The organism is Fructilactobacillus cliffordii (genome assembly GCF_024029355.1).
Taxonomy (GTDB): domain Bacteria; phylum Bacillota; class Bacilli; order Lactobacillales; family Lactobacillaceae; genus Fructilactobacillus; species Fructilactobacillus cliffordii.
Window position 1 is genome coordinate 449,972 of record NZ_CP097117.1, and the last position, 21,251, is coordinate 471,222.

Genomic DNA, 21,251 nt, shown 5'->3' on the forward strand with positions numbered 1-21,251 from the left:
CAAGTCCTACTTTCTCTTAAATATCAGACTGCTGCATTTCGTTCAGCAGTCGTTGTGAAACTAAATCTCCGGCGGTCAACGTAACTGACTGGAGATCAAAATCAGTTTTAAAATCAGCTAATTTTTGTTCTAATTCAGATGCAGACCAAGATGCAGTTACCCATACGATTCGATTAGGTTGAAATGCCGGCAACGTTGCAAAGGGGGTTGCATCAACAACACGATTAAAATTACGAATCATCATCGTTCCTTCCGTCCCCTTTTTGACTGAATCCCTTGGAATCAAGTCAATCGCAGCCATTTCAAACCGTGGCTTAATCGTAAATAATTGCCAAATTTCATCTGGAACAATGAATAAACCCTTAAAAACAAATTGTTGGTTATTAAATTTTACCAGTGAAAATTCATAATCCTGCTCATCATTAGTTAGTTCAAAGGATAAATGATTAGTTAATGACATTGACTCGTTTGCAAGTTGCTGATTTTGATCATAAGTAACCAATTTTATCCCTACCGAATCCGCTGGGGATGCTGTTCCGTCTAAAAGTAAATGAAATTTTTCATTTCGGGGCAATTGTGGTAATAATTTACTCCCATAATGAGGTCCCTGTGCATTTCCCTGCGGATGCTTAGTTTCCCACCAATGAATCCTTTTTCCAGCTGGCTGGAGAAGATTCTGGTAGCGGACAAATCCATTCAAATCATAGGCAATTTGGGAGCCATAACTATCAGTATTTGGATCGGATGCATCCCAAGTTAACCCATAGATAGTTTTCATGTTTATGCCCCTTTCTTTTGCTTCCGGGCCTTCTTGCGGGGTTTTCGGACTGGTTTGCGTCCAAAAGTAGACAATAGATACCAATATTGGCGTTGAAACCATGCCACGATTGGCCCAGTTTGATCATTATGTCGACCCTCGAAGCCTTTGGCCAATAGTTTTCCAGTTGGATTCAACTTTGCAAACCGAGTGCGAATTCCTTGGTAAGCATCACGATTGTAATCATCCTGAAACATGTAAGCAATCGCCAAGGTTGTATTCTGTAACTGACCGTTTTCTAAATTTTTCCAATATCGTTGATCTAAATCTTGACTCGCGGACTCTGATAAATCTGGTTCAAAATATAGTTGCATATCTTCGCTCGTCCGAAAATCATTGGGACGTCGAACGCGTCCGTTCTGAGCGATGGTGCCTAACTCCGCCAATGGTTTCCCCAAGACAATTCCAGTTGGATTCAAACGAGCTCCATAGTACATTGCTCCAAAGGTCCCCATTGACATCCCTGCCAAGATTAAATCAGACTCCTGAAAGTGTAATTCACGAAGTTTATCCTGGATAATTTTCACAATTTGATTTTCAAAGTCAACATCACCAAGATAGAAAGCGCCTCCTTCCAGACGCCAATCAGAAATTAATAAAAACGGCGCTCCAAAGTTCTCCATCATCCGCCGTCCTTCATAGCCTTCCTTGGTCCGATAACCAGCAAAATAAACGTTTAATGGTGGCTTTAAATCTCCAGCATCAAAGTAAACCCCAACGTTCCCATGCATTTTTTGATCTTTTAAAACCAGATCATTAGGCATCATTTCTCCATATGGACCTCGTGAGCGGCGAATGTGAAGATCCCCAATCTGAACCTTTCCGTGACCTTTAGCGTATAACAATACCTGAAAAAAAGAGTGCTGCTCATTACCAAGCACTTCAAAACTAGTTTCTAAATCAGATCCAGTTGCAAAAACCGTTTTAATAACTTGCTTAGTGTTTGCATCAACTTGGGTGATTTTTAAAGCAAGTTCAGCTCCATCCTCAACTTGATAGTCAATTGAAACTTTATCTGCCATTTTTTCTGGCAAAAAGAAAGAGTCCATGGGACTAGCCACTAGTTGCCAATCATCAGTCGGTTTTATTTCTAATTCATGATAAACATTTCCACGTTGGTGAACGGTAACTAAGTGCTGCAAGTTAAAGTGCCAAGCTTGGGGATTGAACCGATAGCCATCGGGATCAAAATAAAAAAAATGTTGAATGTCTTTAATTAATGGTTCTGGCGTTGAGTAATCGTAATAAAACGCACCCTTCATGGCTAAAAGATTTTGACTCTCTTGTTCAAATTCAAGCTGCCGGTTAACTAAGATTTGATTGGACGGTAACTCTCTTAGTACTGTCACATCGTTTAACCATGGAAAGCCAACGTCTAAAATAAAAACAGCATTTCGATATTTACCGTTTAATCTATTATTGTCCTTAAAAAGAGGATACTTGTCAATTAATTGTTGCCCTAATTTGGAACTAGTGCTATGAAGGTACAAATAATCATCCGTTAAATAGTGAGCGGCAGTGGTAAAGTCGTTTGTCCCAATGTGAATGACAGGAGTTACAATTTTGGAATTAGCCATGATTTAAAACCCCCTTCCAGCGTTTAATGATTTGATCTTGCTCATACTCTTCCATCAAATCAACACTATCAACGACTGCTTGATTCCAATGATGTAAATCTTTTAAAAAGTAATCAAGTTGCGTTGGTAACGCTGCAATTGTTCGATTTAAAAAGCCATTCTTCCCACTATGAATTAAATCCGTTGGAACGGTACTAATAATTGGAACCGCGGCCGAAATTGCTTGAATTTGTTTCTTTAAATCAGCATGGGTTCCCATATCAATGAACAAGCGAATTTTCTGAAAAATAGATTCATCATCATCCTGTTCTTCAATAAATTGAAACTGATTAGCAAAAAGATTAGCCCGATAAAAAAGCCGCAGGTCATCATCATCCAGAGCAGCATCATCATCCATAATTTGATTATCAATAAAATCTAGCCACTCTGCCTCTGTTTGGAATTTATGTGGTTGTGCTTCAGTAACGTATCTTTGATAGTCACTTCCTAGAACATCAACCTTTAAATGAGTTAAAATCCACTCTTGCTGTTTTAACTGCAACAGTTGTTTAGAATTAGCATCTCCTGTAATCAGTAAAACCAGTTTGTCATCACTCAGTAGCTTAGGCAATAATGAATTTACAGCTTGTTCAATCTGTTCTTCAGACTGACCTACGACCTGCCAGTATACAAATTGAGCCTCAAATTCATTACTAAGTCCGGGACTAAAGCTGGTTGGATACGGTTCAATTGCGCTAAGTCGCTGATCCTCCTTTGACTCGTACTCCGCTTGAAATTGTTGCACCAAATTATGACTCGGGAATACCCAATTTACTTGGGGAAACTGTTGTCGCAACTGATTAACTTGATCTAAGTGAATTGCTGGCTCCAGTAACGCTACCATCCGCTCGGCTGGTAACGATAAATGAAAGCGGTTAGTGGCAGGAACTCCGGCTCGATAAGCTGCAATCACGTTCGTAGGTTTATGAAAATGCTTTTCAAACCGTTCTTGAATCATTAGCTCTAAATTGGCATAAGTAGATTGGGCAAATTGACTTTGGAACTCAGGCGCAACGTGAAAAATCTGCTCCGCATCCATCCAAAAAACTAGTTGTCGAAGCGGAGTATACCATTCTTGCCACGTTGTCTGATTATTATTATTTATCCAAGTTTTTGTGCTTAAAAACCCATCATCTGAATAATAATTAATTTCACGAGATCCATCGGAGCGATAATAGACTACCTGTTCCACTTCCAGCTGGTGATGAACGACAATTTCCATCTCTAATACTCCATCACGATACAGCAACACTCGGTTTTCTCCATTAATAAAGAAAGGATCTAATCCATCTGTAAAGGGAAAATCATACAAAGTTAACGGTAAACCTTCGATTCCATCAACCTGTTGCAAATCCGCAAAAGCACTCCAATAAACAATGTCTTGTAAACCCAGCCGTTGTAAATCACGCTTTAACGTCAAAGATGACTGTAAAAATGCCAATTCAACTGGTTCATCAGCTTGCTGTAACATTTTAGCTAGCCAAACCTCGGGTAAATCAGCTAAGGACTGACCATGAGCATCCTGAAAATTAGGAATAATTAATACCATTAATTCACCTTCTTACTTAAAAACCTGATATTGCTGTTTACTATAAAGAGCACGAATTTGTTCCCACAGCCCCTGAATTAAAGTAACCATAATCGCAATACTTCCAATGTAAATTGTATAGTTCGCAATTCCGTGCCACTTTAATCCAATAATTAAGGGAATAACGGCAATTACAACCAAACATAAACCTCCGCTAGTTGCCATAACTAGAAACCATTTTAATAGATAGTCAGTTGTGGCCATTCCCGGAAAGACATTTAAAATGTACTCATTATTTTCCTTCATCTGCTTTGACAATCGTAGCGGTTGAATCGTGATGAACCCAAAAATATAGGTCAACAACATAATAATTACACCGTATCCAACAATTCCCGCTACCGTTTGCTGATTGGTAACAAGATGGATAAATTTAGCTAAGTGACTTGCACGTAATGTTCCATTTGATTCAATTAATTCATTCGGAATTAAAAACAAAGTTGAAGAAAACATGAAGGGCATCGCCCCTGCTACTAATAACTTAAATGGTAAATAAGACTGGCTCCCATTACCTTCAATTAGCGGTCGTTGCAACGGAATGCGCAGTTCGATTTGTAATAGCATTACAAACAGGACAATCACGACTAGGGTGACCAGTCCGGCTGTAAGAAGGTGCGGTACCGTTAACGGATAATTCAAATCCTGCCACCCGGCCTGTAATGCCCGCGGCAAACCAATTAAAACTCCCGGTAGAATTAAAATTGAAATTCCACCAAGTCCCTTTTCAGCATTAACGTTTCCCAGAAAAACGGTTAACATGGCACCTGCAATTAGGATCAAAATTGCGCCTATTTCCGAAACCAGCAATGGTAAACTATGATCCAGAACCGTAATGGGAACAAGAGCGGGTTTTAAATAAAACACCAACTGGTAAGCCTGTAAAATGGCCAACAGCAATGTAATTACTTTTTGAATGTATCCTGTTTGATTAATCGTTAGTCGATTTACCCAATCAAAGTCTAGTGCTGCTAACGCTTGCCAAAAAATCAATCCCATCATATATGGTCCTAGACCTAATGATAATAGGGTAGGGATCTTCAATTCTCCCCCAATCGTAATCCCCAACATTTGTAGGAAGGATTGTTTGGAAAGAGCCGCATCGGCAACCGCTGGATCGATTCCAGGAATAATGATATCTTGCCCCAGAATTGAAATTACTAAAATTAACAACGTCCAGACAATGCGACTGGTCAAAAGATGTTTACGTAAAAATTTCATTTATATTAACCACTTTCGCTCTACTTAAGGAAATTCGACGTCAACGGTTCCATCCGATTGAGGAATGACCTCTGAATTAGTTAAATTTCTGACCACCTGCAATTTAATTCGAGATCGCATGGACCGATAGGCTTTTTGTGCTTCTTTTTGGTATTCAAAAATCGGATTTACTTGAGCAATCGACCTACTCTTAGTTACCTGCATTAACATCTCCAGTTGATCAACTTGTTCAACCCAACCTTGGTCGACTGCACGCAAAACGGCTAATCGTTCAAAATAAATCCATTGGTCTTGATGAGGAAGCTGTTGGTGGACGGTCACTAAGCGTGCTTTCATAATCTTCTGGAGTACCTCTAACTGATCAGCATGGCTTAACTTTTCTAAGTCTTTTTTCGGTTGATAGTCTGGATCAATATTTTGGTAAACAAACTCCAGAAGAGTCTGCGTTTCATCTATCCATTCTGCTTGATTATTCACAAAATCCTTGGCCACATCTTGAAAACACATTTTTACCAGGGCATCCAAATTAGTAGCCTGCATGATTAGATTTCTTGTTTGATAGACACTCTCGCGTTGAATCCGAGACACTTCTCCATATTGTAATGTTTCAAAACGGGCGTTACGTTCTTGGTTCGTTAAAATCCGTTGAGACCGATTAATGGCATTACGAAAACGTCCCCGATTACTTAACGTTTGATTCTGATCGTGGGCATGCTGATAGGCAAACTTCCGAATTGATTTAGGCGCATTTTCTGTTACCACTTTATCTTCTAATGAAACATAGAACACACTCTCTCCCGGCTCACCCTGTCGTCCCGCACGACCACGAAGCTGATTATCAATCCGGCGATTTTGCATCCTTTCTGTTCCAAGTACCAATAGTCCCCCAAGCTTCTCAACTTCCTCACTAATGGTAATGTCCGTTCCACGACCAGCCATAGAAGTAGCAACTGTAACTGCCCCAATTTCACCAGCGTTTCGGATAATCTCGGCTTCCTTTACCTCACTGCGCGCATTCAATAAACTGTGTGGAATTCGTTCTTTCAAAAGTAAATTAGAATACAATACCGACAACTCCAACGATCCGGTTTCAACTAATACAGGGCGACCACTGGAGTGGGCTTTTTTAACCACAGCTAAAGTAGCTAACAATTTTGCCCGGTTACTAATAAATAAGTGATCAGGTAAATCTTTCCTGATGCTTGGTTTATTGGTTGGAACTTTAAAAACTGATAGATTATAAACCTCTAAAAATTCTTTTTTATCAGTCGCCGCAGTTCCAGTCATCCCAGCTAATTGATTAAACATCCGGAATAAATCTTGATATGTAATCGTCGCCATCGTCCGCTGCTCGGTAGAAATTTCAACCTGCTCTTTGGCTTCCAAAGCTTGATGCATCCCAGCTTGCATCTTCATCCCGGGCAATTCTCTTCCATTTTCTGCATCAATTAGCACCACTTCGTTATCCTTCACAACGTAATTTCGATTACGTTTTTGAATGTAATTGGCCCGTAATGCTAGAACAAGATGCCGATAAAGTTCTGTCCACGTTTTTGATAGCAGATTATCAACGTCCAGATATTGTTCCATTTTAACAATCCCCCGCGGGGTAAACCAAGCGCTCTTTTGATCGTCACTAATTTGATAATCCTCGTCCAGCTCTAAAAGCTTCACTACTTGGTCAGCACTTTGATAGTAATTAGATTGCACCCGAGGCACCCCAGAAATTACCAGCGGTGTTTGAGCCGTATCTAGTAAAACTGCATCTGCTTCATCTAACAGCGCAAAGTTCAATGCCCTTAAATGCTGTTCTTGTGGAGATTTAGCCAAATTATCAAACAAATAATCAAAACCCAGGGTGCTGTTAGTCGTGTAAACAATATCTGATTGATAGATTGCATCTAAATCACGATCTTCTGGCTTTTGACCAAGTTCAGGAACAGCACTAGCAACCGTTAATCCGAGCCATTTATATAGGATTCCCATATCGTGAGCATCACGAGCAGCTAAATATTCATTAGCCGTAATTAAAAAATTGCCACTTCCCATTAAACCGTGTAGGTACATCGGCATTGTAGCAGTTAAGGTCTTTCCTTCACCAGTTTTCATTTCAGCGATGTTTCCATCTTCCATGGCCACTGCCCCTAAAATCTGGACTGGATACGGGCGTAACCCTAAAACGCGATCGGCTGCTTCACAAACAATTGCATACGCTTCCGGTAAAACCGATTTCAAGTGGGAACGATCCCCGTTGACCTTAGTCTTTAAAGTTTGGGTTTGTTTTTGTAACTCGGCATCTGACATCTGCTGATAAGTTGGGGCAAGTTGTAACACTTGACGAACCACTTTTTGATAATGCCGTTTTTGCAATAATGCCATTCAGCTTGCTCCCCTTTTATTAATTAATTGCTTATTGCTTTTAATAATTATATAATTTATACATTATGAAAAACAATGGAAAACTACTTAAACAAGATTTAGAAAAAAGATTTGAACAACTTGAAAAGAACCAACCCGCTCCAGAAAGGACTAATCTCAAGCAAATCATTTTAAAAATTATTATCGGATTAGTGGGAATTTGTTTTGTCGCCATGATTTTGGCTACGATGATTAACTTTTAATTGGTAAATGGTTGTCGTAGAAAATTTAGTGCATTATCCTTTATTGTACCAGTTAAGGATGTTCAAATAAAGAAAGTAGCTCCGTGAACTTAAGTTCACGGAGCTACTTTTTTAGCTATCGTCGCTTTATTTTTTACTTTTATCTTCTTGTGCTTGAGCAGCTTGAGCCAGGATGTTCAAGTAATTGAATGGCCGATCAAACTGTGGTTGGAATAGCATGTCAACCATGGCTAAGTCGTCAATCGTGTTTTGATTTTGAATTGCTACAGACAAGACATTAGCAGATTGTGAAACGTCGTACATACTGGTTAAGGAGCCACCGAGAATCCGCCGCGTACTTGGGTCGTAAACCAAGGACATCAAAACCGGTTCAGTGGTTAACATGAATTCCGGTCGGTAGTTGTCTTCAACAATCACTTGCCGGGCGTTAATTCCTTGATCCTTAGCAGCCGCCATCGTTAACCCGGTAGAAACGTAGGTCCGGTCGTAAAGCTTCAGGCCAGAGGAAGATTGGGTTCCCATGTACTTAACCTTGTCTTCCGTTAGGTTTTCACCGACTAAAATTCCTTGCCGCACCGCATTAGTAGCCAATGGAATGTAAGCATTTTGACCAGTTGGGTTATAGTGAACGGCTGCACTATCACCAGCAGCAAAAATGTCTGGGTTAGATGAGTGCATGTATCTGTCAGTGATAATGGCCCCATTTGGCATCATGTCGACCCTGCCCTTTAACAGACCAGTATTCGGACGGAAACCGATACATAAAATGGCAATGTCAGAGTGAATCTCGTCACCATTAGCGGTCAAAACGGAAATACCACCATTTTTTTCTTCAAAACCGGTGACCTTTGAACCTAATTCCAAGTTAACCCCGTTCTTTTCATAGTCGGCGGCTAAAATATCGGTGAACTTCTTGTCAAAGTACTTGTAGAGCACCCGAGTAGATCCATCCAGTAGGTTTACTTGATAACCCTGTTTGGAGTAAGCTTCGGCAAGTTCAGCACCAATGTAACCAGAACCGATAACCGTGATTGATTTAACCTTCGGAGCTTCGTCAAACAACTTCTTAGCGTCATGCCAATTCTTACACAGGTAAACTTTGTCGCTTTGGATTCCGTCAATCGGAGGAACCACTGGTAAGGAGCCGGTCGTCATAATCAACTTGTCATATGGAGTTTCCGTAACAGAGCCGGATTCAAGATCCTTAACTTTGACAATTTTTTGGTTTGGATCAATTTCTGTCACTTCGTGTTTCATTTCAACGTCGGCCCCGAGGCTCTTTAATTCCTCTGGACTAGAATAGAACAATCCTTGTGGGTCATTGTTCTTGATTTCTTTACCAAGATATAAAGCAATCCCACAGGAAAGGAACGAGATGTTATCGTTCTTTTCGTAGACCGTCACTTCGGCTTCTGGATGAGAAGCTAGGGTTTGTTTAATGGCAAAGGTTCCAGCATGAGTACAACCAACTACAACGACTTTCATGGTTAATCCCTCTTTCAAATTAATGCTTACGATTTACTAAAAACAAATATACCATGTTGTGAAAAAAGGTACAATGAAAACGGTTTATTTTTTTATGCAAAATCAGTTCATTCCGGTTAAGTCCAAGTCATATCAACGCTTTCACTATTTTAAAACGTTTTGCAAAACCTTGGAAGTATGGGTAAATGGTTCACAACCATCCGCAGTTACACGCACACAATCCTCAATTCGCACTCCGGCAACCCCCGGAATGTAAATCCCTGGTTCAATCGAAAAGCACATATTTTCTTCCAGTTTCAGACCGTTCCCTTCCATGATGGACGGAAACTCGTGTTCACTCATTCCCATTCCGTGACCGAGCCGATGAATAAAGTACTGACCGTACCCTGCTTCGTCAATAATATCACGTGCCACCTTATCTAACTCAGCGGCGGTAACGCCGGGCCTAACCGCATTTTGAGCAGCTAACTGTGCCTTCAAACATACAGCATAAATTTCTTGTAGCTGGTCACTAAGCGAACCAACTGCCACCGTCCGACTGGCATCGCTAATGTAACCATCGTGCACCGTTCCCAGATCCAGCAGCACCAGTTCATGTTCTTTGATCTCATTCATCCCAGTGTCACCGTGCGGTTGAGAAGCGTGCTTTCCCGCTTGGACTAACGTGGCAAAACTCATCTCCATTACTCCGCGTTTTTTCAATTGGTATTCAATTTCAGCTGCGACATCGGCCTCAGTCTTCCCTGGTGCAATCGTGTTAAAGGCCACCTCAAAAGCAAAGTCGGCTTCTTTACCAGCCGCCCGCAATTTTTCAATTTCATCGGGAGTTTTAATCAGGCGCATCCGTTCAATTACGGACGTTAAATCAGCAGCAAATTGAGCCTCCGGAAATTCCGCTTGTAGAGCTTGGAGTCGTTCCACAGTAAGTTGGTTTTTTTGAATCCCCCAGTGGATTGGGTTCGTAATCCGGGCTCGCACGTCCTTGGCAATCATCGCAAACGGATCCTCGTGATCAAGGTAACCATAGACGGGGTGCGTCCAGCCCGTACTCTGAATGTCTTCAACTTCTAAAGCCGGTGCAAAGAGAAAGGGCTCCTGATCAGGGAATACGAATAATGCTAAGACCCGTTCCACAGGATCACTCCCAAACCCAGTTAAATATTCAATCGTTTCGGGATCACTAACGTAGGCAACGTCTAGTTGTTGATCGCGTAAATATGCTTGTAACTGTGCTAATTTTTCCATGCTTATCCCTCCTATTTTTCCGTATCTTACCACAACTAAATAAAAAAGCCATCTAACCCAAAAGTTAAATGGCTTCGTGCGGCTATTCAATTAATTCACCAGTTACAATTAGGCGCCGAGTTTCACCTGGATTACCGCTGGCACAGGTAACTAAGGTCAACAATTTTTTCCCCGGCACATCGTTAATCACCGAAACATCTGTTTCTGGTACCACCTTAATCTTGGTGATTTTATAGTGGGCGGTTTGGGTGCCGGTCTTAATCTTCACGACCTGCCCTTTTTTTGCTTCAGCTAACGGGGAGAAGAGAATTTTGGGATTTTGCATGTGATGTCCTGCCAGGGTATAATTCCCTTCTCCTAAGTTTTGATTAGGCTTCATGGTTCCAGCCCCAATCGTCAGATTTTCAGAGTTAAGTCCCTTAAAAATTGGCAGATTAATGTTTAAATCTGGAATCTGAATCGAACCAATTGCGTCCGTTTTGCGCGCTTTTTCACTCTCTAATACCGCATTTTCAGAAACCGCTTGGACATTTTGATAGTTATAACTAGCATCCTTCTTTTTCCCTCGTTGCGCTTCTCGCTGGGAAATGTTCGTAACCTTCTGGTGACTCTGCCATTGAATCCAGTATCCCTCTAATTGAGAGCTAAAAATCAGGGTGATTCCTACCACTAGGAGTAGGACCAGCAGAATTCGTTCTGCCCATTTAAGCCATCGTTGTTGTTTTGGGGGCTGTGCCATGTTTCCAATCCTCTCGTTAAAAAGACAGCCATTTAATAACCAATGACTGTCTGTTGTTTAATTTAATTTTAGCACAATGATTATACTATTCTGCATCTTTTGACCCGGTCGATCGAATTAGCATGGCGATGATAAAACCGAGTACCGCAATTCCAAAGAAGGTCCAATAGACGGCGTGAAAACCAGTTTGGTTTGCCATCATGTACGATGAACCACCATGCATAGCCTTCCCAGTCACATTAACCAGAATCAGAGTGGCAACAGCCACTCCGGTGGAACCGAGGACTTGTCGCACCGTCGTAATCACAGCAGTTCCGTGCGAAACTAGATCGTTTGGTAATGAGTTCGCTCCTAGGGTCACAGCGGGCATCATGACAAAGGCGTTTCCTCCTTCAATTAGCATCGCCAACCCAATCATCCCCCAAATGTTATTAATGTGGACGAGGGCGAGAATCCCCCAGCCGACCACAATCATGCCCATTCCAACTAACATCGTGGGTTTAAAACCAATCTTATCGGCTAGGGTTCCTGTAACGGGGTTCAAAAGACTCAAGAGCGCCGCCCCAGGAACTAGAGCCATTCCAGAAACAAACGGCGAAGCCCCTAACACCTGTTGGTAATAGAGTGGGAAAATGATGGTCACCACAATCAAGGAAATGTAAGAAAAGCCGGTTAACAACACGGCTAGGTCGTAGTTAAAGGTCTTCATCACTCGCAAATCCAACATTGGTTCCGACAGATTTAACTGCCGGTGCACAAAGAAGGCCAGCAAGAGTAGTGACACTACGAGAATCACGATTAAAGTGGTCCAGTCGGCGTTTGGTTCCCCGGCCTTGGTAATCACGTACAAGAGACCGATTAACCCCAGCGAGTAGAACACGGAAAGCCAGTCCAATTTCGATGGAATCCGTGGCATGACGTCACGCATGACGAAGAATGACAACAGTAATACTAAAGTAATAACCACCATGAAGAAGATGAAAAGGCCTCGCCAACTAGTAAAACGAAGGACAATTCCAGAGATAATCGGACCACAAGCAAGCGCTGAACCCATTACCAGGCCAGCGATTCCCATGATAGTCCCTCGCTTAGCTTCGGGTGTGATTTCCAACAGCACCGTTTGGTATGAGGGAAAGAGAACCCCGACGGCTGCGGCTTCCATAATCCGACCCAGCATCACTAGATAGAAATTAGGTCCCCAGAAAATGATCAGAGTTCCGACATCGAACAGCAGTAAAGCGCCCATGAAGAGCGTTTTAAAGCTGATGTTGTTTAACAGCCACGGACTAATCGGCATCGTAATACACATTACAATCATGAAGCCAGTGGTTAACCACTGAACCGTGTCCGCCGAAATTAGAAAATACTTCATGAGGGTGGGGTAAGCCGTCGATAAGGAAGACTGACTAATCGACATGGTGAAAGTTCCCACCAACATGGTCGCGATGAATAGCCACCGTGTGAGGGGTTTCATTGGAGTTTCCGTTTGCATTTGAACCATCCTTTCAAGACCAATCTTTTGCTGATAATCATTATAAACCACTTGGAGCCCGAAAAAAAGAACGCCGAAACGTTCTTTTCATGATTAAAAATTAATGCTTCCTTGTACCCGTGGGTAAGGGATAACGTCCCGAATGTTGTCCATTCCAGTTACGTACATTAACAAGCGTTCAAAGCCGATTCCAAAGCCAGCGTGCTTTGTGCCCCCGTATTTACGGAGTTCCAAATACCAGTCGTAGTCGGATTCTTGTAGGTTAAATTCGTGAAGCTTATCCAACAGCACGTCTTCGCGTTCTTCGCGTTGGCTTCCTCCGACCAATTCACCAATCCGGGGAACTAACAAGTCTACCGCTGCTACCGTCTTTTCGTCCGCGTTATCGCGCATGTAGAAGGCCTTAATGTCACGAGGATAATCTGTCACAAAAACCGGTTTGTGGAAAACTTGTTCGGCCAGATATTGTTCGTGTTCAGCCTTTAAATCAATCCCCCACTTCACGGGGAACTTAAAGTCGGCATCGGCTTGTTCTAAGCGTTCGATTGCTTCCGTGTAGGTAATTCGGGCAAATGGCTCGGCGACCGTTTGTTGTAAACGATCCAGCAAGTGTTCGTCCACGTGATCGTTAAGAAATTGCAAATCAGCTTGGGCGTGGTCTAACAAGTATTGCACCACATATTGGAGCAATCCTTGAATTTCATCAATCGTTTCTGGCAAACCAGCAAAGGCCATTTCTGGCTCAATCATCCAAAATTCAGCGGCGTGGCGCTTCGTGTGCGAATCTTCGGCCCGGAACGTTGGTCCAAAGGTGTAAACGTTCCGAAAAGCTAGCGCAAATGGTTCCACTTGCAGTTGCCCACTCACAGTCAGGTTAGTTTCCTGACCAAAGAAGTCCTGACCAAAGTCGGTCTTGCCCTTGTCGTCTTGTTCCGGTTGGTCTGGATCTAACGTGGTAACCCGGAACATTTCCCCGGCTCCTTCGGCATCACTACTGGTGATGATCGGCGTGTTTACGTACACGAAGTCGTGGTGTTGCAAGTATTCGTGAATGGCAAAGGCTGCTAGTGACCGAATCTTAAACACAGCGTAAAAGGTGTTGGTTCGAGGCCGTAAGTGGGCAATTGTCCGCAAATATTCTAACGAGTGCGCTTTCTTTTGCAGTGGGTAGTCTGGGTCAGAAACACCTGCAATGGTCACTTCATCCGCGTGCAGTTCAAATGGTTGTGGAGCATCCGGTGTTTCTACCAATTGTCCTGTAATCTTAACGGTGGAACTAATCGGTAGTTTAATCACATCTTCGAAGTTATCCAGTTGATCCCGTTTCGCAATCACCTGTACGTTTTTGATGTACGAACCATCATTGACTTCAATAAAGGCAATCTTTTTTGAGTTCCGAATCGTCCGCACCCATCCCGAAATGGTAATTGGGCTTGTCAATCCGTCACGTGACTCTGTGTATAAGTCTTTTACTAATACATCCATTTTATTACTCCCCTTTTTAAATTTAACCGTCAGCCAAGAATTAAGGCCAAAGAAAAAGACCTCGTCGTAAGGGACGAGGTCTTCGCGGTACCACCCAAATTGTTTTTCCAAGAAAAACCAACTCTAGTTCACAATAACGGCTGAACTTCCGGTACCGCGGTTCTCAATTCGAGAACCCTCCAGGTGTTAATTGTAAGCTCCGTGTACTAGGCTTTCACCCTTCCTAGCTCGCTGGTCACGGTTCTGCTTACGCTCGTCCTGACGCGGTCTTAATTTAGTCTCAATATACAATAATCCTGCTGAAAACGCAATCCTTTTCGGATGGCAATTAATCCTGACGGTGAGCCACACAAGTACCTTCCGGCACCGTAAAGTCCTTTTGGACCAAGGTTAACTTGCCAGAATCGGCATTCCGTTGGAATAAAGTAGCGTTATCGGTGTTTTGGTTAGCAACGATCAGGAAGTCTTCCGATCGGTTAAAGTTGAAGTCCCGGGGGAATTCCCCTTCGGTAGAAATCCGTTGGATTTGTTTTAACTTTCCGTCTGGTTGGACGGCAAAGACGACAATGCTATCATTACCCCGGTTAGAAACGTAGATAAAGCGGTGGTCACTCGACAAGTGAATGGCAGCGGCTCCGTTATGTTCCGTCCAGTCAGCTGGAATGGTGGATACTACTTGTTCGATTTCAAACTGCGCGGTTTCTTCGTTGTAGTTTAAGACCGCCACTTTGCTGCTTAACTCTCCGACTAAGTAAGCCTTACCCAGTTCTTCAATGTAAGTAATGTGCCGCGGTCCAAATCCCGGTTCTAGGGTTAAACCACTGACTAATTCGAGTTTTCCTTCCGGAGTTAAATCGTACAGAAAAATCTGATCAAGACCGAGGTCACAAACCACTAGCCGACCGTCAAACGAGATATCAACATAGTGGGGGTGGGGCCCATCAGCTTGTTCTGGGCGCGGTCCCACCTTACCATGATCATGAACCCGATCAGTAGCGGCCAGCAAGCCGTCTGGCCCAATCTTAAAGATGGTCACATCTCCGGTATGGTAGTTGGCAGTGTACACAAATTGCCGTTTTTCGTCGACCGTAATGTAAGCCGGGCTACTCCCCATTTCCACGATCTTTTGCAGTTCCTTCGCTGGAATGGTGGTCCCGTCTAAGTCCACTACCCCTCCATGCAGTTCGTTGTCTTCCATGACTCGTTCCACGGCGTAAATACGGTGGGCTTTGGATTCAGCAACATAGGTTGGGGAACCGGCCTTAGCCACTAATTGCAGGTTTTGCAAAGCCGGCTTGTCCGTATCCAATTCAATTTGGTAAATACCCTTACTTTGATTTTTGGTATACGTTCCGATCAGAAATTTTTCAATCATGTTTCCTGCCTCCGTGTTCTTTTTGTTCATTATCCCACAAACTAAAAATCCGGTAAAGCAGCGTTAACCAATGTGATTTTCTTTCAAAATTTGGGCAACTTCCTGTTCCATTGCAGGGGTTTTTTTCCATTCTTCAAACTCCTGCAGATTTTCATCAGGCATCGTATAGCGCTGGTTAATGTAATTTTCGTAATTAATCACGTGAACGGAGTGCGGGATGTTGAGCTGCAGAATCCGCACTTGCTTAATTAAGTTCCGTTCCGCGGCCAGCTCTGCTCGTCCGTTTTGAACCATGTTGCTAATTTCTAGGTACTTGCTACCGTCTAAGCGCGTAATTTCTTCAATCAAAGTAAGAGTTTCGTGACTTTTTTGTGCCATATAACGCTCCTTACCAGTGTCGTTTTGAGACCGACCGTAATCCCCGCCGGTCCGCGTTTAACTTGTTTTGTTGCTGCTTAAATTTCTCCCAAGTTGCTTCCTTGCGATCGTGTTTATTTTGTTTCGTTCGTTTTGTGTATTTCATCTTATTCACCTTCTTTAATTTAAGCGAAAAAAGAAAAGAATTGTCGTAACAATCCTTTTCTTTTTAATTATACAATTTTTTATTCCACAGTAACACTCTTAGCTAAGTTACGTGGTAAGTCTACGTTCAAGCCCTTGTTCAAGCTAGTGTAGTAAGCCAACAGTTGGGCGGGAATGACACTCAAGAGTGGCGTCAATAGTTCGTCGACATCCGGAATCACAAAGGTATCTTCCGGACGAGCCAAGCTTTTTTTCACAATCGATAGCGTCTTAGCACCACGGGCAGCCGTTTCCTCGAGATTACTCCGCGTCAAACCAGCGGTGCCAGCTTGCGTAATAATGCCAATTACGGGAGTTCCTGGTTCAATCAAGGCAATCGTACCGTGCTTTAATTCTCCAGAGGCAAACCCTTCGGCGTGGACGTAGGAAATTTCTTTCAGCTTCAAAGCAGCTTCGATCGAAACCGTATAGTCAATTCCCCGACCGATATAGAAGGCTTGGTTAGCTTCCACGAAGTAGTCTTCCGCGATCTGATTAATTTCATTCTTTTCGTCCACGATACTTTGCATTCCTTGAGCCACTACAGCTAGTTGACCTTTAAGATCAAAATTAAGGGCAGCTGATTGTCCCTTGGCCTCACCCACGGCCTTAGCTAAAATAGCTTCGAGCGCAATTTGGGCGGTGTAAGCCTTGGTGGAAGCCACGGAAATTTCTGGACCAGCTTGCAATAACAAAGTAAAAGTTGATTCGCGTGATAACGTGGAGTTGGCAACGTTCGTAATCGTCAGGCTGGGCAGCTTCTGTTTGTTAACGTTAACTAACACTTGTCGACTGTCGGCCGTTTCCCCACTTTGCGAAAGGAAGATAAAGAATGGCTTTTCAGACAGTAACGGGTCTTCGTAAGCAAATTCAGAAGCAACGTGAACTTCAGCAGGAATCCCGGTCAGCTTTTCTAACTGCATTTTTCCGACCAAACCGGCATGGTAACTAGTTCCTGCCCCGACGATGTAAATTCGGTCGGAGTCCTTAATGGCATCCACTAAATCGGCATTGATTGTCGGGTGTCCCGCTTCGTCTAAGTATTCAGCAGAAAGTTTCCGCATTACGTTTGGTTGTTCGTCAATTTCCTTTAACATGTAGTATGGGTAAGTTCCCTTATCAGAAGCGCTTGGATCCACACTAACTTCAAAGGTTTCGCGTTCGGCCACGTTTCCGTCTGCATCGTTTACAATCACTTCGTCCGGTTTCACGATGCACATGTCGCCATCTTGAATTTCTAAGAAAGTATGGGTCACATTTAACATAGCAATCGAATCAGAACAAACCACGTTACAACCATCGCCTAATCCAATCAGCATTGGGCTCTTGTTTTTAGCCACGTAAATCGTTTCTGGTTCTTCGCGGTCCATTAACATGAAGGCGTATGATGAATTTTCTAAGAGTGATAACGTCTTGTTAAAGGCATCTTGGGTGCTCATGCCTTCCTTCACAAACTTATCAATTAACTGCACAACCACTTCGGTATCAGTTTGGCTGTGGAAGTGCACCCCTTGGAGGTACTTGTCCTTTAATTCTTGGAAGTTTTCGATCACACCATTGTGAACCAGGTAAAAACGTTCGTCACTGGAAAATTGAGGGTGTGCATTTTCAATCGTAACTCCACCGTGGGTTGCCCAGCGGGTGTGCCCAATTCCGGCCGTTCCCTGAACTTCTGGTCCAATTTTCTTGCGTAAGTCGGCAATGCTTCCCGTGGTCTTGACCAGGTAATCAGTGCCATCCGGTTGGTCAACAAAGATTCCGGCCGAATCATAACCCCGATATTGTAACTTTTCTAGGCCGCTAACTAAAATTTCAGTCGCGTTTTTATTTCCGGTTACTCCAACTACTCCACACATAATAAATGTCCTCGTTCCTAAATTGGTATAGATGTTTAAATTATTTTTAGTTTGTTAACGCATCTTATATATTAGTGTTTTCATAAATACTTGTCAAACCATAACTCTAAATTGGTCTACGCCCAATAAAAAAGAACGGTTCGTAACGAACCGTTCTTTTTTATTGATTAGCTTGTTTAACGATTGCAGCAATTTGATCAGCATACCGCTGACTATCCTCCTGCGTCGCTGCTTCGACCATCACCCGGAGCAATGGTTCGGTTCCACTCGGTCGGACTAAAATTCGTCCGTTGCCATTCATTTCCGTTTCAACCTGTTGAATGACCTCCTGAACTTCAGGAGCATCCATTGCATGTTTCTTATCTTTCACCTTCACGTTCACTAAACTTTGGGGATACTTACGTACCCCAGCGGCTAATTCAGATAATGGTTTGTTCGTCGCCTGCATAATCGACATCAATTGCAAACTAGTTAACATGCCGTCTCCGGTGGTATTGAAGTCTAAGAAGACAATGTGACCAGATTGTTCACCACCGAGATTGTAACCGTTCCGGTTCATTTCTTCTACCACGTACCGATCACCGACCTTGGTCTTCACACTCTTTAAACCGTGGGCTTCCATAGCCTTGTACATTCCCAAGTTACTCATCACCGTGGTGACAATCGTATCTTGCTTCAAACGACCATGTTCATCCATGTACTTTCCACAAATGTACATAATCTTGTCACCATCCACAATGTTTCCGAGTTCATCAACCGCGATACACCGATCACCGTCCCCATCAAAAGCAATTCCTAGTTGGGCGCCTTCGTTGACCACTAACCGTTGCAATTGTTCAGGATGAGTTGAACCAACTTGATCATTAATGTTAATGCCATTTGGTGTCGTAGCCATCGTGGTGAAATCAATGCCTAAGTCGGCATACAAACGTGGTACTAGCGAACTGGTGGCTCCATTAGCAGCGTCCACCACTACCTTCATGCCGGTTAAATTTTCTGGAATTGTTTGCGCTAAGAAGTGAAGATACTTTTGTCCGGCTTCCGTGTAGTTATCAGCCGTTCCCAGTCCTTTGGCAGCCGGGCGGGGTAAATCATCCACCGAATTTTCGAGGATGGCTTCGATGTCAGCCTCAATCTCGTCAGACAGCTTGTAGCCGTCACCACCGAAGAACTTAATTCCGTTGTATTCGGCTGGATTGTGCGAAGCAGTAATCATCACGCCGGCATCCGCATCCTGGTCTCTAACTAAGTAAGCGACACCAGGCGTCGTTACGATTCCGAGACGGAGCACTTCAATCCCGACGGACAATAAGCCGGCTACCAGGGCGTCTTCTAACATTTGTCCAGAAATTCGAGTATCACGTGAGACCAAAACCCGAGGTTGGTGATTTTCAGCACTCCGTTTGGTAAGGGCATAACCCCCAGCTCGACCAGCCCGAAAGGCTAATTCTGGGGTTAGTTCTTGGTTAGCAATCCCTCTAATTCCGTCAGTTCCAAAATACTTCATTTTTACTCCTTTACTGGTTCCAATTACTTGTTTTCTTCATTATTCTTTTGGTTATCTTTTTGCACGTCGAGCTTTACGTCTGTGGTTGATGGAGAAATGACCACGTTGACGGTTTTACCCTTGACGTCCACGGCATCAATCACAGCTGCTTTATTGGTCGACTTGCGTACGTCATTCGGTAAGTTCACCTTGGCCACCACTTTATCAATCCGTTGCATCTCATTTTCCGGTCCGGTGATGCTGACCTTTTTGAGATCCTGTTCGACCCGGGTTACCTTATACCCCGCCATGATTTGATTTTTATCGTACTCCACCGTTATGGGGAAGGTTTCCGTTTCACGGGGTTGAATGTTCACGGTGATTTTAGCTGGCTTAATCGTGGCTTGCAGTTCGGAATTCAAACCGGTTTGTTGTAACCGGACTGTGTGTTTTCCAGGTCCAAGGTCATTTAAATCAGCAATCACTTTGAAGTTCCTGGTGTTTGCGGTCGTAGTCACCAGTGCAGCTGGTCCCTTCAGTTGGACTTGTACCTGATTCGGATACCCGACCACGAAATACTTCTCAGAGTTTACGTTCAGTTGCAACGGAACCTCGATTTGCTTCCGAGTATCAGAGGTAAGCTGCTGGTTTGCCTGATTATTGCGTGCATTGGGAGTGCCTAATTTAGCTTGATTCACGATGAAAAACAAACCCACGGCAATCACAAACGAAAAGAGCAGTGCAAATACTTTACTATCCATAAAGCGGTGCATTACTTGCCACCTCCCATTAGTTTAGCAAAAAAATCGTGCACTTCCCCGTGCCAAGTCTTTTTCTGACTTGGTTTCAATAAATGACTGCGCAGGTACTTTAAATAGTCTTCCTGACTCATTCCACGCAGGAGTTCGTTGTTCTGGGTAAACGACACTTCTCCCGTTTCCTCAGAAACCACGATGGTAATGGCATCGGTAACTTCAGAGAGACCAACGGCGGCCCGGTGCCGGGTTCCTAATTCCCGAGGAATTAATTTACTGTCCGAAGGAGGTAAATAGGCATTGGCAGCGGCAATCCGATCATCCTTAATGATGACGGCTCCATCGTGCAGTGGCGTGTTCGGGATAAATATGTTAATCAACAGTTCACTGGAAACGTCCGCATCCAAAGCAATTCCCTTTTCAATCCATTCTTCCAGTCCGGTCTTCATCTGGATCGCAATCAGCGCTCCAATCCGACGTTTAGATAGATACTGAATTGCCCCGTCCAATGCCTTAATCACCTTTTCAGTTCGTGCGTTAGCCTGCTGGGATTGCTTAAAGACTGACTGTTGACCCAATTTTTCGAGTCCCCGCCGAATTTCGGGTTGAAAAATCACGATACAACCAATGACTCCCCAATTAATAACCTGATCCAAAATCCAAGAGGTCATGGTGAGTCCAAGGTACCAGCTCAGTACCTTAGCAATCACTAGCACCACAATCCCGCGTAGGAGCTGGATGGAACGGGTCCCCTTTAACAGCATAAATAATTCGTAGATTAGAATCCACACTACCAAAATGTCCAGCACGTTGCTGAGGTTGTGTAGTGTCAGAATGTTACTCCAGTTAATTCCCATTCGTTCGTGTTCCTTCCTACTTGAGGCGACTTTAGAATCATTATAGCACTCCCCGAAC

At 43.3% G+C, this 21,251-nt stretch carries 18 protein-coding genes; 1 reads left to right on the top strand and 17 read right to left on the bottom strand.

What is annotated here, in order from left to right:
* Positions 1-16 precede the first annotated feature (16 nt).
* The 5 genes from M3M38_RS02310 to secA2 are packed head-to-tail and all read right to left on the bottom strand — an operon-like array spanning position 17 to position 7,615.
* Positions 17-778, bottom strand: coding sequence for an accessory Sec system protein Asp3 (locus M3M38_RS02310; protein ID WP_252814642.1), 762 nt, complete (start codon positions 776-778; stop codon positions 17-19).
* A gap of 2 nt (positions 779-780) precedes the next feature.
* Complete coding sequence (gene asp2, locus M3M38_RS02315; protein WP_252814643.1) at positions 781-2,394, bottom strand: accessory Sec system protein Asp2; 1,614 nt, start codon at positions 2,392-2,394, stop codon at positions 781-783.
* Positions 2,387-3,982 (bottom strand): accessory Sec system protein Asp1, encoded by a 1,596-nt coding sequence (gene asp1, locus M3M38_RS02320; RefSeq protein ID WP_252814644.1) that lies wholly within the window; start codon positions 3,980-3,982, stop codon positions 2,387-2,389. Before asp1 ends, asp2 begins: the two co-directional genes overlap by 8 nt.
* Before the next feature lie 12 nt (positions 3,983-3,994).
* Complete coding sequence (locus tag M3M38_RS02325; protein WP_252814645.1) at positions 3,995-5,236, bottom strand: preprotein translocase subunit SecY; 1,242 nt, start codon at positions 5,234-5,236, stop codon at positions 3,995-3,997.
* 24 nt (positions 5,237-5,260) lie between these two features.
* Positions 5,261-7,615 carry an accessory Sec system translocase SecA2 gene (gene secA2 / locus M3M38_RS02330; RefSeq protein WP_252814646.1) on the bottom strand — a complete coding sequence of 785 codons (2,355 nt, stop codon included), beginning with the start codon at positions 7,613-7,615 and terminating at the stop codon, positions 5,261-5,263.
* Between the two features lie 65 nt (positions 7,616-7,680).
* Here secA2 and M3M38_RS02335 point away from each other — a divergent pair, with 65 nt between their 5' ends.
* Positions 7,681-7,857, top strand: coding sequence for a hypothetical protein (locus M3M38_RS02335; RefSeq protein WP_252814647.1), 177 nt, complete (start codon positions 7,681-7,683; stop codon positions 7,855-7,857).
* A gap of 126 nt (positions 7,858-7,983) precedes the next feature.
* Here the strand turns inward: M3M38_RS02335 and M3M38_RS02340 are convergent, their stop codons facing one another.
* The 12 genes from M3M38_RS02340 to cdaA all read right to left on the bottom strand — a co-directional run bounded on the left by M3M38_RS02340 (position 7,984) and on the right by cdaA (position 21,193).
* The gene (locus M3M38_RS02340) at positions 7,984-9,342 is read right to left on the bottom strand and encodes an FAD-dependent oxidoreductase (RefSeq protein ID WP_252814648.1); all 1,359 of its coding nucleotides are present in this window, start codon (positions 9,340-9,342) and stop codon (positions 7,984-7,986) included.
* A 144-nt stretch (positions 9,343-9,486) separates the two neighbouring features.
* The gene (locus M3M38_RS02345; RefSeq protein ID WP_252814649.1) at positions 9,487-10,587 is read right to left on the bottom strand and encodes a M24 family metallopeptidase; all 1,101 of its coding nucleotides are present in this window, start codon (positions 10,585-10,587) and stop codon (positions 9,487-9,489) included.
* Between the two features lie 82 nt (positions 10,588-10,669).
* On the bottom strand, positions 10,670-11,326 hold the full coding sequence (locus tag M3M38_RS02350; protein ID WP_252814650.1) for a class A sortase: 657 nt from the start codon (positions 11,324-11,326) through the stop codon (positions 10,670-10,672).
* Between the two features lie 85 nt (positions 11,327-11,411).
* A complete protein-coding gene (locus M3M38_RS02355) occupies positions 11,412-12,818 on the bottom strand; it encodes an MFS transporter (RefSeq protein ID WP_252814651.1) in 1,407 nt (468 codons plus the stop codon).
* A 93-nt stretch (positions 12,819-12,911) separates the two neighbouring features.
* Positions 12,912-14,303, bottom strand: coding sequence for an asparagine--tRNA ligase (gene asnS / locus M3M38_RS02360; protein ID WP_252814652.1), 1,392 nt, complete (start codon positions 14,301-14,303; stop codon positions 12,912-12,914).
* A 328-nt stretch (positions 14,304-14,631) separates the two neighbouring features.
* Positions 14,632-15,678 carry a lactonase family protein gene (locus M3M38_RS02365; protein WP_252814653.1) on the bottom strand — a complete coding sequence of 349 codons (1,047 nt, stop codon included), beginning with the start codon at positions 15,676-15,678 and terminating at the stop codon, positions 14,632-14,634.
* A gap of 63 nt (positions 15,679-15,741) precedes the next feature.
* A complete protein-coding gene (locus M3M38_RS02370; protein WP_252814654.1) occupies positions 15,742-16,056 on the bottom strand; it encodes a hypothetical protein in 315 nt (104 codons plus the stop codon).
* A 10-nt stretch (positions 16,057-16,066) separates the two neighbouring features.
* On the bottom strand, positions 16,067-16,201 hold the full coding sequence (locus M3M38_RS07470; RefSeq protein ID WP_274705792.1) for a hypothetical protein: 135 nt from the start codon (positions 16,199-16,201) through the stop codon (positions 16,067-16,069).
* Positions 16,202-16,280: 79 nt separating this feature from the next.
* Positions 16,281-18,095 (bottom strand): glutamine--fructose-6-phosphate transaminase (isomerizing), encoded by a 1,815-nt coding sequence (glmS, locus tag M3M38_RS02375; protein ID WP_252814655.1) that lies wholly within the window; start codon positions 18,093-18,095, stop codon positions 16,281-16,283.
* Positions 18,096-18,255: 160 nt separating this feature from the next.
* The gene (gene glmM, locus M3M38_RS02380) at positions 18,256-19,602 is read right to left on the bottom strand and encodes a phosphoglucosamine mutase (RefSeq protein ID WP_252766176.1); all 1,347 of its coding nucleotides are present in this window, start codon (positions 19,600-19,602) and stop codon (positions 18,256-18,258) included.
* Positions 19,603-19,625: 23 nt separating this feature from the next.
* Positions 19,626-20,354, bottom strand: a complete 729-nt coding sequence (locus M3M38_RS02385) for a CdaR family protein (protein WP_252814656.1) — start codon at positions 20,352-20,354, stop codon at positions 19,626-19,628.
* Positions 20,354-21,193: a diadenylate cyclase CdaA gene (gene cdaA, locus M3M38_RS02390; protein WP_252766178.1), complete on the bottom strand. Its 840-nt coding sequence runs from the start codon at positions 21,191-21,193 to the stop codon at positions 20,354-20,356. Before cdaA ends, M3M38_RS02385 begins: the two co-directional genes overlap by 1 nt.
* Positions 21,194-21,251: the final 58 nt, after the last annotated feature.